The organism is Psychrobacter sp. DD43 (assembly GCF_904846555.1).
Taxonomy (GTDB): Bacteria; Pseudomonadota; Gammaproteobacteria; order Pseudomonadales; family Moraxellaceae; genus Psychrobacter; species Psychrobacter cryohalolentis.
Map to the genome: position 1 here is coordinate 167,789 of NZ_CAJHBE010000002.1, position 13,511 is coordinate 181,299.

9 protein-coding genes are annotated in these 13,511 nt (G+C 44.4%); 2 read left to right on the top strand and 7 right to left on the bottom strand.

The genetic code is table 11. The features are described from left to right. Positions 1–13 precede the first annotated feature (13 nt). Positions 14–3,331 carry a DNA translocase FtsK gene (locus JMX89_RS01855; RefSeq protein WP_201550646.1) on the top strand — a complete coding sequence of 1,106 codons (3,318 nt, stop codon included), beginning with the start codon at positions 14–16 and terminating at the stop codon, positions 3,329–3,331. 430 nt (positions 3,332–3,761) lie between these two features. After that, positions 3,762–5,255 carry an amidase gene (locus tag JMX89_RS01860; protein ID WP_201550649.1) on the top strand — a complete coding sequence of 498 codons (1,494 nt, stop codon included), beginning with the start codon at positions 3,762–3,764 and terminating at the stop codon, positions 5,253–5,255. 42 nt (positions 5,256–5,297) lie between these two features. Here JMX89_RS01860 and JMX89_RS01865 read toward each other — a convergent pair whose 3' ends face one another. The 7 genes from JMX89_RS01865 to JMX89_RS01895 all read right to left on the bottom strand — a co-directional run bounded on the left by JMX89_RS01865 (position 5,298) and on the right by JMX89_RS01895 (position 13,246). Then, entirely contained in the window at positions 5,298–6,212 is a 915-nt protein-coding gene (locus JMX89_RS01865) for a DODA-type extradiol aromatic ring-opening family dioxygenase (protein ID WP_227672977.1), read from the bottom strand. 92 nt (positions 6,213–6,304) lie between these two features. After that, positions 6,305–6,793 (bottom strand): 23S rRNA (pseudouridine(1915)-N(3))-methyltransferase RlmH, encoded by a 489-nt coding sequence (gene rlmH / locus JMX89_RS01870; protein WP_020442765.1) that lies wholly within the window; start codon positions 6,791–6,793, stop codon positions 6,305–6,307. A 246-nt stretch (positions 6,794–7,039) separates the two neighbouring features. Further along, on the bottom strand, positions 7,040–7,582 hold the full coding sequence (locus tag JMX89_RS01875) for a DUF421 domain-containing protein (protein WP_201530739.1): 543 nt from the start codon (positions 7,580–7,582) through the stop codon (positions 7,040–7,042). A 122-nt stretch (positions 7,583–7,704) separates the two neighbouring features. Beyond that, positions 7,705–8,220, bottom strand: coding sequence for an ABZJ_00895 family protein (locus JMX89_RS01880; RefSeq protein ID WP_201550652.1), 516 nt, complete (start codon positions 8,218–8,220; stop codon positions 7,705–7,707). A 39-nt stretch (positions 8,221–8,259) separates the two neighbouring features. Then, positions 8,260–10,395 (bottom strand): D-alanyl-D-alanine carboxypeptidase, encoded by a 2,136-nt coding sequence (locus JMX89_RS01885; protein WP_201550655.1) that lies wholly within the window; start codon positions 10,393–10,395, stop codon positions 8,260–8,262. A gap of 223 nt (positions 10,396–10,618) precedes the next feature. After that, positions 10,619–11,233, bottom strand: a complete 615-nt coding sequence (locus JMX89_RS01890; protein ID WP_201550658.1) for a 3'-5' exonuclease — start codon at positions 11,231–11,233, stop codon at positions 10,619–10,621. A gap of 63 nt (positions 11,234–11,296) precedes the next feature. Further along, positions 11,297–13,246 carry a DUF294 nucleotidyltransferase-like domain-containing protein gene (locus tag JMX89_RS01895; protein ID WP_201550660.1) on the bottom strand — a complete coding sequence of 650 codons (1,950 nt, stop codon included), beginning with the start codon at positions 13,244–13,246 and terminating at the stop codon, positions 11,297–11,299. Positions 13,247–13,511 lie beyond the last annotated feature (265 nt).

Below are 13,511 nucleotides of genomic sequence, written 5' to 3' on the forward strand. Positions count from 1 at the left end.
AGGCAGACGTTACGTGATATCAGCACCAATTATTGATTATTTAAAAAAGGGCATATTTACCCTACTGGGATTACTCCTCGCGGTTTATTTGTTCGTTATTTTGATGACTTATACCGGTAATGATCCTAGCTGGTCGCACATCAGTAGTGATATGACGGCTATTAATAATATGGGCGGCGAGATGGGTGCATGGCTATCAGATCTGCTGTATAGCTTTTTTGGTTTTGGTGCGTGGTGGTTGCTGGCGTTTTTGGTTTATGAGTCCATTCTAATTTGGTGGGACAATAAACCAACGTTTTGGCTACTGCGTTTGGTTGCTTATGTGTTTTTGATATTGAGCAGCAGTGCCTTATTTGCTCAGATGATCGCATTGGTGCAGCAGGTAGCAGATCCGATATCTTCAGGACTCAAAGGCGTTGCTGGTGGTATTATTGGTCTTGAGCTACAAGCAAGGCTAGCACAGCTGTTATCACAGTGGGGGAGTGTGACGTTTTTGGCACTATTTGTCATTATCACTGCGACATTTGCCTTTAATATTCATTGGTTGAGTATTTATGAAAAAATCAAAACCTTGTCTTGGTTTGGCTCAGGTGTCAAAAATCTTGATCATACGATTGATGACAAGCAGACAGAAAACAGCATGAATGCAGCAAAGGACTCTACTGATAATACGGCGATAAATGAGACTGTCACACCAGAATATGAACAACTGCCACTTGAGTTGCAAGCAGCTGAACAGGCTAACAATAAACAGCCAGATAGTAGAAGTGGTCGCTTCAATACTGCATTGACAGATTTTTTATCGTCTTCAGGATTGGGTGCCAGTGTAAAAGCGTCTATGGCAGCAGCGGCGCAAATGGCTAGTGAGACCGCCAGACGAGAAGAGCAACTGCAAACTGCAGCCGCCACGACAACTGGCAATAGTACTTCTAATTTAAATAAAACATCAGTGCCTGCTGCCAATGCTACGCCAACGCCTATCAGAAAGGTTGAGCCAAGTTTTGCATGGAACGATGCAAATACTGTCGATGATTTACTGGCAAATCAGATAGCAAATGAGCAAGATACGATCCCTTACGATGTCGTAAACGCTCCCTATTCGGATACGTCAGCAACTGCCTCTTTTGACAGCTCAAATACTGACATTCCTTCTGCAAGTCCTGTTCTTGATATCATTCAAGAGGATACTCAACAATCAGCTGGGCAACACGCAACGCATTTATTAGATGATTTTGCGACGAGCTTTCCGACAGATCAGCCAAATACTCCTGAATCAGCGCCTAGTGTCGATAGCTTGGTTGATGCATGGTTGGCAGAGCATGCTGCAGTGCCGGAAGCGACTAATTTGGATAATGAACAAGAATCATCTGTCGTAGGGGCATTAGCAGAAACACGAGTAGAAACGGCAGCGGCACTTACTAAGCAAGCTATTATCTCATTAAGCGATTCCGCTGATGAAATTCCCCATAATGATGCAAATAACTGGTTGAAAGATCTGGAGTCTCATTCTATTTCTAACGTAGAGAATACATCAAAAATAATAGATATGACACCGACCAATACGCCGCCTGCAAATCCAACAGCGCCACCAATGGCAGAAAGTACGGCTGCCATATTGAGTATTGAATCAGCCACAATAACCAAACCAACCATGAGTTTTGCGGTGCCAGAAGGTGATAGCAGCAATCATATTACCGATATGATGCCGGAAGATGACAATGCTTACGACGTTTACGACGATGCTGACGATGCTGACGAGATTGATGCCCCCGTTATGCCTCATATTAGTGATGATGTTGCATTCAGTCAAAAATCACGCTCGATGCAAACGGCAGCCTATCGCAGTAGCCTAACGCCGATTCCAGAGATGTCTATTTTAGATAAGCCAGACCCCAATCGTCAGCCAAGCTATACGCTTGCTGAGCTTGAGCAGTTATCAGAGCTGCTAGAGATTAAACTGCAAGAGTTTAATGTAAAAGCGCAGGTAGTGAATGCTATTCCGGGACCTGTCGTCACACGATTTGAAGTAGATCTTGCTCCTGGGATAAAAGCCAGCAAAGTCACGGGAATTTCACGCGACTTGGCACGGTCATTATCAATGGCGTCTTTACGTGTGGTCGAGGTCATTCCTGGTAAACCTTACATTGGCATTGAAGTGCCCAACAAACAGCGCGAAATGGTACGCTTGATTGAGCTATTGGACACCGAAAAATTTAAAGATCCTAAAGCACAAATCAGTATGGCAATGGGTAAAGATATTGGCGGTAAAGCTATTATTACTGATCTAGCACGAGCGCCGCATATGTTGGTCGCTGGTACGACGGGTTCTGGTAAATCAGTCTTGGTCAACGCCATGTTACTATCGATGCTGCTAAAATATACGCCGAACGAGCTGCGAATGATTCTTATCGATCCTAAGCAGCTTGAACTTGCCAACTATAATGATATTCCGCATTTGCTGACCCCAGTCGTTACCGATATGACTGAGGCGGCAAGTGCCTTGTCATGGTGCGTCGCAGAGATGGAACGTCGTTATCAGCTTATGAGCTTGCTAAAAGTGCGTAAACTAAACGAGTTTAACAAAAAAGTGATCGCTGCTGAAAAATCAGGCAATCCAATGCTTGACCCATTATGGCGACCCAATGACAGTGTAAGTATTAGCCAAGCACCAAAGCTAAAAACCTTACCGATGATTGTCATCGTTGCCGACGAGTTTGCCGATATGATTATGCAGGTCGGTAAGCAGGCAGAAGAGTTAATTACACGCTTGGCGCAAAAATCGCGGGCAGCAGGGATTCATTTAATCCTTGCGACTCAGCGTCCTTCAGTTGATGTGATTACTGGTTTGATTAAAGCCAATATTCCGGTACGAGCAGCGTTACGAGTCAACTCAAAAGTCGATTCACGGACTATTTTGGATAGTGGTGGCGCAGAAGATATGCTTGGTAATGGCGATATGCTGTTCTTAGGGCCTGGGCAGATTGAACCTGATCGTGTCCATGGAGCTTATGTCAGCGATGAAGAGGTCAATAGCGTCTGTGATGCATGGCGTGAGCGCGGTGCGCCTGATTATATCGACAATATGGCAGGCAATTTTGAATTGTCTAGTCCTAGCGGTGGCAGTAGTGCTGCCAATGCCTCTGGTGAAGATGATGACCTGTACAACGAAGCCGTTGGTTTTATTATGGAGACCCGTAAAGTTTCCGCTTCTAGTATTCAGCGTAAATTTAGCATCGGTTATAACCGTGCTGCGCGAATTGTTGACTCGATGGAAGAGGCTGGACTGGTCAGCTCAATGGGTAAGAGTGGCAAACGTGAGCTGCTGATGTAGCGTTTAAGTCTAATTGAAAAATAGATGAATAATAAAAAACGAGTAACGAGAGTGACTCGTTTTTTATTGTCAAAACATTAAGGTGTTTTATTCCTTAAAGAGCATTGAAAGCCGCAAAATTTGGGCTATCCATTGAGCATATCGAATAGGATTATAAATACCCTAAATAACCAATGAGGTTGTTTGTTCCTTATCAACGCAAAGGTTTTATACTAAACTGCTGACTGTCTTTAACACAAATATAGTCAGTGAAAAGTAATATCTACACATTATGTACTGCTGGTATCAATTTTTCTTGCTTGCTGTGCCCATGCAGACAGAGGCTGCAAAAAATTTATACCAGCAGTACCGTAGCGTTTTTAGAGTATTTTGACTATACGTCGCAATTTTTTAAAAGTTAAATTTGATTGCTCACCAAGGAAGGTCGGTTATGTTTAAAGAATATACCCAGTACGATGGATTGGCACTAGCAGCATTGGTCAATACTAGGGAGGTCAGCGCCAAAGAGTTGCTTGATGCGGCGGTCTATCAAGCCAATCAGCTTAATCCCAAATTGAACGCTATTATCCACCGTTTTGACGAGCGTGCTTATGCTGCAGCGCAGGCAGGACTGCCAGCTGGTGTATTTAATGGCGTCCCGTATTTATTAAAAGATTTGTCCTTTCATTTCGCTGATGAGCCGATCACGATGGGCAGTCGTAGTGTCAATATTATGTCAAAAAACGATAGCGAAATCGTTAAGCGTATGAAGGCGACAGGGGTTAATACCTTTGGTAAGACCAATACCCCAGAATTCGGCTTGATTATCACCACTGAGCCAAAAGCGCATGGCGTGACGCACAATCCTTTTAAAAAAGGCTATAGCTCTGGTGGCTCATCGGGTGGTAGCGCGGCGGCAGTAGCGAGTGGTATCGTGCCGATGGCAGGCGCGGGTGATGGTGGCGGCTCGATACGTTTCCCTGCTGCATGGTGTGGTACGTTTGGACTCAAACCCAGTCGCGGGCGTAATCCAATGGGACCGTTATTTGGTGAAAGCTGGGACGGCGCAGTAGCGGATCATGTGATTACACGTAGCGTACGTGACAGTGCTGCCATGCTTGATGCAACAAGCGGTGCTGAAATCGGTGCGCCTTATGTCATAGCGCCGCCCAAAGGTACTTTCCTAGAAGCTGCGATGCGCGCGCCACGACAACTGACCATCGCCTTGCATCAACAGCCATTGGTCGCTAACACTGTGGTCGATAAAGAAGTACTGGTCGTATTAGAGCAGACCGCTAAGCAGCTAGAAGCCATGGGTCACCGCGTAATACCGGCTGAACCTAATATTAATATTGAACAATTCTGGCATAATTTTTTAGTCGTTGTTTGCGCGCATACTGCGTTTACTATTGATAATATTGAGCGTTGCTATGGTGCGCAGCATATACAAAATCTTGAACCGCAAACGTATAATATGGCAATGTTAGGACGTTCACTATCGGCTGTTGATTTGGCGCACGCCAAGCATGGCTGGCATGATAGCCAATATCAAACCGGTCTTCTGCTAGAGACCTACGATATGATTTTGTGCCCAACCGTTCCAACACCGGCAGTAAAACATGGCGTATTACCACCAAGTCGCATGGATGAAATGCTGATGCGCAGTGCTGGTTTGCTAAATAAAGGCATGAATATGGGCAAATACGCTTTTAGCTCAGGCATGATTGAAAAGTTAAGCTCGCCAGTGCTTGGGAAGATGGGTTTTACCTTATTGGGTAATATTACAGGCTTGCCAGCCATGTCGTTGCCTGTCGGTATGAGTAAAAAAGGTCTGCCGATCGGCATGCAATTGATTGGGCGTATGAATGATGAGACGACGTTATTGAGTGTAGCAGGCGAAATGGAGCGTGCAGGTTTATTTACTAAACTTGCTTTTGAAAAGTAGTGTGGTATACCTGCATATATCTATCGCCTTGATTGAGAGCCTTTAATCAAAGCGATAGATATCCATGCCTAAGCTATGATGCGCCATACTTTGATGCACGACTGAGACACGTTGACCGGCACCTAAAGCAAAAAATAGCGGCAGTAAATGCTCATCACTTGGGTGGATATCTTTATAGTCAGGATATTGCTGCCAGTCTAAGGCGCTTGGGATGTCGGTTTTGAGCTGTTGTAGCAGCCAAACTTTAAAATCTTTTGCGGTTTGATCAATACTGTCTGCTTGCCAGCGTAGCGCTTGCAAATTGTGGGTGATATTCCCTGAACCAATAATCAGAATTTGCTCATCACGCAGCCGTGCCAGTTGCGCGCCCAATTGATAGCAAGCGATACTGTCATAATACTGTGGCAAGGATACTTGTACGATAGGAATATCAGCCTGTGGATACAGGTGTAAAAGTGGCGCCCATACCCCATGGTCACTGACACGTAAGGGATTGACCCTACAAACAATACCACGGGCACTCAGTTGCTGCGCCAAGGTCTCAGCAAGTGCTGGATGACCAGTAGCAGGATATTGCAGCTCATATAGCTCTGGAGTAAAACCTGAAAAATCATGCCACGTTTTTGGCTCAGGATTGCTGCTGATCTCAAGTTTCGCTGACTGCCAATGCGCGGACATAATGACTATGGCACGAGGTTTGGGTAAGTTTTGTCCTATACGAGCTAGCGCGCTCGTCGTAGCAGATTGCTCGATAGCCAGCGTCGGTGCACCATGCGATATAAACAGCGCTGGTAACTTAGGGCGCTTTGCCGCGCTCGATATGATAGGCGTATCTGTCCAAGCCGCCGCCGCCGTAATTGGCGTCGATATTAGTGGGCTATGCAAATCGTCGCGATTATCATTGCGTTGCGGATTGATACTTTGGGCATTGGGTGTTGCAGGTTTAGGATATCTCATGTGGCATTTATTAGGGCGTGCGTCCATTTTTCAATCTGTTGTGTCACTGTGATTGATGATGTTTTCCTACGGGATAGTTTTCTATTGCTACTTTAATTACCACGGTGATAAGGGTGGTTATGATTGATACTCATCGCGCGATATAGCTGCTCCATGAGGACAACGCGCACTAAAGGATGCGGTAGCGTAAGCGCCGATAACGACCATTTCACATCTGCTTTTGCCAATACCTCTGGTGACACACCATCGGCACCACCGATGACCAAGGCAATATCATCGCCTTGCTGCATACCATCAGACAATTTATCTGCCAAATTTTCGGTCGAAAGCATCTTACCCTTGACATCAAGTACCCACAATTGCTCACGTCCTGCTGTAGCATGAGCGGCTAAGATCGCCTGACCTTCTTGCTCACGATATTGAGCTAAATTGGCATCTGATGGATTCTTAGCACGTTTTGCCGCCGCAATTTCAACGACTTCGGTAGTGAGCATAGGCTGAATACGCTTATGATACTCATCAAAACCAGTTTGTACCCACTTGGGCATTTTATTACCTACGGTCAAAATTCTTACTTTCATAACAGCTGCCATTTTAAGAAGTGGTTAAATAAATGTAATAAGAAAACCTGTTAAATACTAGATTCTTTGCTCAAGACACGTTTGATAAATAATTATTCTCTATGATTTTAATGCTTTCAAAGCCCACTTACTTACTAATAGTCCAACAGCCGCCTAAAAAGGATAGAGTAAGACAAAGAGAAGAGTCATGCTGCTCTATCCTTTTTAGAGCTAACCAAGTTTTTAGTAAAAATTTTATCAACTGTATTACATAAGCGGAGCAATCGTCTCTGATACCGTATCATCTCCTTCTTGGTTATTGCTATAAGAAGGACTGGGCTTTGGAATAATAGTCAGTTTGGCATCCGACTCAAAAACAACGGCTTCAACCTCATCAAAATTATGAATACCCTCAGAGCGCATGGCACACTCAATTTCTTGGCGGGTCAAACGCTCATCACGCATGGCATCTGGCAAAAACTGTCCTTGGTAAAAGACAATACGCGGCTCAGATAAAATAAAGCTGCTAAATTGCGGCGAAACAGAGGCGTATTTGGTGACCAAAAATTGTAATAAATACAGTGAAAGAATAGCCGCCATACCTTCGATAATCGGAATATCTTTGAGTAAAATCGTACTGGCACTTAATGACCCAATCATCACTGTGACAATCCAGTCAAAATTATTTAGCTGAGAGGTTGAGCGTTTGCCTGAAATTTTAGTAAACGTAACAATCAAAACGTAGACCACGACCGTGGTCAGAATAATACGTCCAAGCTTATCAACATTGTCAAAAAAAAACATTTCCATGGTCTTATCTCCTATTCATCAAAGTTCATCAGCGTAAATACAGCGTAACGGAATTTAGAGATGAATAGGGCAAAAACTTTGTAGTTGCTTGTTTATAACGTTCAATTGCTGGAAGTAAGCAATTAAGCGCCCTTGCGATTGGGATCAAGCAGGCGGTTAATTGCCCAAATGCTGATACGTGCACTCACCAAACTCAGCACCAATATCATGATCAATGCAGAAATTAGCGGTAAAGGCTGCTGCATGCTCATCTCAAGCAGCACTTCACGGCTGATGGAATCGAATAGAAATACCCATATCCCCAAAAAGTAAACCATAGTGAGTAGCCAAACCACGATCACGCCGCCAAACATTAAGCGGTTGATCTCGTCTCTATCTAGTGCACGCTGTTGGTGCTTGATAAACTTATGTACGGCAATATAAGCGCCCAAGACAATAGACAGCACAGTGACCAATTGCGCATTGAGAGCAAGCTTGGTTTGAATCATCATAAATACAGCGCTGGCAAGCATATAGCCAACGGCAAAAAACCCAACATAAAACATCAGTTTTGGTTGAGTGGCAGTTGTATTTAAAGGCAATCCTTTAGGTCCTGATGGGGCGATAGATTTGCTAAGTGATGCGGGCTTACGTGACATAAAATGTCCTTTATAAAGTAAATAATCGGGCGTAAAAAATCAATGCTGCGCTGTCCAATCTAGCATGGCGTCCAGTACCGGTCTTGCCGTATAAGCATTTAGCGCTTGCTCATTATTGATGAGTCCCACTACCACATAATCTTGTCCGGAGAGTCCTTTGACATAGCCTGCCATCGAAGTCACATTATTTAATGTACCCGTTTTTATCCAAGCTCGACCAATGGCGTTTGATTCTGGCAAACGCTCGCTATGCGCAGAGATAGTACCACTGACGCCAGCGATTCCTAACGAGTTTACATAAGCGTCAAAGCTTGGGTGACTATAGGCATAGATCAACAGCTCACTTAAATTAGCAGCGCTGATGGTGCAGTCGCGGCAAAGCCCAGAGCCATTGGTCAGATGTGGCGGCGGCGTGCTTAGATGCGTTTGCCACCATTCGTTGATGGTTTGTAAGGCAGCAGGGTAGCTCGTTGTCGTAGGCTTATCAAATTGATATAAGCTACGCTGAGTATTGATGGCTTTATCGATCGTTTTATTAATGGTTGGATTAACGGTTTTATCACTAGGTTTATGATAAGCGCCTATTGATAGCGCCACTTGTTCAGTCATTACATTATTAGAGAAATGATTGATATCATAAATTTGCTGCGTTAAGTTTAAAGAAGGATAGCTGACAATCGGCAACGGTGACATTGGTAGCGCTGCCAAACCGCGCGCTGATGTGGGGTTTGTATTATTATACGGCGTTTCTTGAGCGATAACGTTGCCCGTTAGCGTGTTATCTAGTGCCTGCCATTTGGCTTTGATTACGCGAGCGGCAAAATCTTTGGCATCAGGATAAGCGACATAAAAAGCATGGTCGCCGCAGTTATCGGGTAAAGAAGTGTCAAAGGTTAGCTGAGTTGCTTGCCACTGCGGCGATAAGCTATAACGGGCTTGACCACAGGCAGATGAGCGTATATTTATCGTGCTTGGCAACTTATAATCTGCCAGCTGCGGCGTATAGGTCAGCTGTGCTTGTACATTATCTAATGGATAGCTTTGGATAGCAATCGTACTGAAATTTACCAAAAAACCATCAGGGCTGGCGTTATAAGGACGTAAAGGCGCGTTATCAAATGCCGCAGGATCTTTAGTGACGTGGTTAAAAATGGCGCTATCTACAATGATATCGCCATCGATATGACGGATACCTGCTGTTTTCACTTTATAGAGCAATTGCTGTAAGCGCTCATGGGTCATTTTTGGGTCGCCACTGCCTTGAATCACCAAGTCGCCAAGCAATGTATCACCAATGACAATACCAGTATGATAAACGCGCGTATGCCAGACAAAGTCAGCACCCAAGGTATCTAAGGCAATAAAGCTAGGGACGAGTTTCATCGTGCTGGCAGGCGTGCGCGCGATATCAGGCTGATGACTGAGTAACGGTGAAAATGAGATTTTTATCGATGGGTTGGTTTTAGCCTTCTGATTTTTATTGCTACTGTCGTTATTGTTTTTATCAGCATCATTATTGATGCCACTACTAGTAAGATGCTTAACAGACGTTGAAGCGTCATCGGGCAGTAATGGCGGAATACTCTCTAAGCTTTGATAAGTGTAAGGATCATCAGTATAAGCATGTATTTGCCTTTCGTGCTGTCTGATGGTCTGCTTTTCGATGGTTAGCAATGGGCTGTGGTGAATTGCCTGCGATTTAGGAACAGTGTTATTCGCCAGCTTTTGCTTGCTGTTATTAGCATCGGTATTTATTTCGTCCGAGCTTGCAGGCTGCAATTGATTAACCGCCTTTTTACTGTCGATAACCTGAATAGCAGAGGGCAAGCGACTGGCGTTTTTGTCACCCACTGGCGTAATGACAATACTGATATCTGCTGTGCTTAAATGGGCTCGCGCTAATGCGGTCTCAATCTCTTGTGGTAAGGCAGCTTGTGCCTGTAATGGCGCTAAAATAGGAGCAATAACGAATGCAAATAAAGATAAGCGTTGACCGACATTTTTCGGCTTATGCAGATATTGGCTGCCGGCTGTCAGAGGGGAAGTAGTCCGTATAGAAGGGTTATGCGTTTTAAGCAGAATAGATTTTACTAAGGAGCGCATGAGCAGCCTATCATCAGGTGGCAAAAACAGGCTATGGTAACATGAGTTGCTGTTTTGGCGTAGCCGTAGCATGTGTAGTCAGTGAAAACCAATATCGATACATTACGTACTGCGGGTATTAATTTTTCTTGCTTGCTGTAGCTAGCCGACAGAGGCTACAAAAAATTTATACCCGCAGTACCGTAGCGTTTTTAGGATATTTTGACTATAGTGGCAAACCTGGTTTTATCTTAATGGTTTATCCAAACACCTTATCAAAACATATTATCCAAAATGCTTGGATATTACATTTTGATTATAAGTTTTGACGCATATGCAAAAATGCCATCGCTGTCATGATGGCGTCATTATAAGCATCGTGGGTGCCAAGCTCAGGAATATTATAATGCGCCAAGATACTATTCAAATGCTGCGCTTGACTCGGGAGCCCTTGGCTGCGACCCATCATACGCCGGCTATAAAGGTGGCGGATATCGATAATCTCATTGGGCAGATGAGTACCCATATAGCGTTTGACCAAAGGATTTAAAAACCCAACATCTATCTGCGGGCAAAACCCGACTAACGGTCGATTGCAAATAAAGGGTAGTAGTAACGAGAGCATCTCATCATAACTCATCGAATGCTCAACATCGGCGGTGCGCAGTCCATGAATCACAATGGTATCGCGCTCAGGCATGACAGGCGGCTTGCAAAGCAAATGCAGCCCATTTCCGGTATCAATCTTATTACCATTTATATGAATAGCAGCTACTGACAGCAGGTGATGTTTTTTTGGATTGAGTCCCGTCATCTCGCAGTCAATCGCGACCCACTGTTCAGAGGCGGACGTCGTAAACATTGATGCGAGCTCAGGGCGTTGTAACTGGTTTTTTTGCCAAGAAACAGACAGATTTTTTAGCCAACTCATACGCGTTTATCTCCATAGCTGTCCTATTTTAATATTTAACAATCACATAGCCAGATAATGATGCTAACCAATCTCAAGCTGATAATGGCGGCTTAACTGTGCTTTAAAGCTTTTTACCACCGCTAAGCACTCTTTTAGTAAATCACGTTCAAGGGCAGATAACGTCGTTGGATTGACTTCTTTTGCATACTTATTGTCTGTCGATAGCGCGACTGATAGGCGCTGTGCCATAAAGAATTCTAGGGCTTCAAGCAAGGTATCCGCCCGCTCTTGGGTTAAGGCATGAATCTGTACCAAAGCTTTGAGGCGACCTTTGCTGCTAGGGTCGCTGAAGATATCATGTTCTAACGCCAAGGTGCGGATGCCATGTACCAGCGGAAAGATACCCGATTTTTTGAGGTCAATAGTATAAGCGCTTGGTTTACCACCCAATAACGGTACTAGCTTTTGCCACCATCGATTCATATCGCCAAACTGCAGCGCTGCTAGTGCAAACTGCCGCACGAACATCAAGTCTGACTGACGGTGGGCCGTCTTTAGATGTTCACGAACCTGAATCAGTAGCGATTCATCACCGCAAACATATTCACCATCGAATATGGCGGATAAATAAATACTGTGCATCGGCTCGGTATTTTTAAACCATGTACCAATCTGCGCTTTAAACGCTTTTAATGGTTGCCGCCACAAGGGATTGTTCATCATGATATTGCCGTCACACAGCGGATAACCAAGATCTGCTAAGTGCTGATTAAAGGTATCGGCAAATTTTGCCAGCTCAGGATGCTCATAACCATCACGAATGATGAGCGCATTGTCTTGGTCGGTACGCATGATTTGCTCGCCGCGACCCTCGGAACCCATGACGATAACACAAGTATTTTCCATGACGTCATCAGGAACGATAAGTTGCCAAAGCTTGGTAAATACTTGTGCGTTGAGAGTCTGTACCATGCGGCTGACGTTGCCCATCTTGATACCGTTTTGATGTTGCGCGCGAATATAGCGTCCGATGAGCTCAACGGCAGTCGCCAAACTTGGCAAATCTGTGGCTTGTTCGATTTCAATACTAATCAGCTGCGAGTGATGACCAATGTGAGCAAGCATATCGCTTTGCCCAAGCACGCCGATGACTTTGCCGTGCGTATCTATCACCGGTAGCCTATGAATGCGATAGCGGGTCATGGTCAATAATGCGTCACCAATTTCATCGTCCGCATCAATGGTACGCAGGTTAAAACTTGCGTAATTTTGACAAGGCGTTATAGCAGGATTTTGTTGATCACTGACAGCGCGGCAGATATCATTATCGGTGAGGATACCTAAGGTGCGATCAGAGGGGTTGGCATCTTGCCAATGATCGGTTGGGCGTACCAAAACATGTTTCAGCCCAGCCTCAGTCATGATACGAGCTGCTTGGTATAGGCTGTTGTCAGCATCAACGATATGGACTGGCAATAAAGTGATATCAATCACTGGTTGTAGCATGATTTGCTGTACTTCTTGAGGGTCGTCAGAGTCAGAGCTTGCTGCATCTAAATGCTGTCCACTACGCCGCAGCTGTAAGGCTTTTAGACGCTCGGGTAGATTTTCTGATAATAACTGGCGTACGAAATGGTTTTGGGCACCGATTTTATCAATGGTTACCCCATTTACTTGCAGCAATAAAGTATCTTCGATCGCGCGAAACTGATAAGCAGCCGGCTGCGAATCAATGTTTTTATCTTCTTGCAGCCCATCTTCTATGAGCGACTCTGGTGAGCGTCTGCTATCAAACCAATCATTACTATTAAGATGGGTAGTATGGTTGTTGCCCAAATAAGAGGCGACAAAATCACCATCTAACAGCTGCTCGACATGACCTTTAAGCACCACATAGAAGTACTGCAAATCATCCGCTGGTAACATCTCATCTTTGGCAAGATAACGCACTTGGGTATTTTTTTTGATACTTTGGCGTTCAGCGGCACTTAATACATCAAATGGTGGTTGGGTAAAATCAAGATGGGGCATGGCATCATCCTTGATGGCATAAGCAATAAGAGGGATGTAAGTATGATAAATACAGTCAGGGAAAAGTAATATCGATACATCAAGTACTGCTGATATTCATTTTTCTTGCTTGCTGTGCCTGCGCAGACAGAGGCGGCAAAAAATTTATATCAGCAGCACTGTAGCGTTTTTGAGATATTTTGACTATATATCATCAAATGGCGGTGCTGTATGATTCGGCTATAAGACTTACTATAGCATTCTTTAACAGAAAACCGCCAATAAC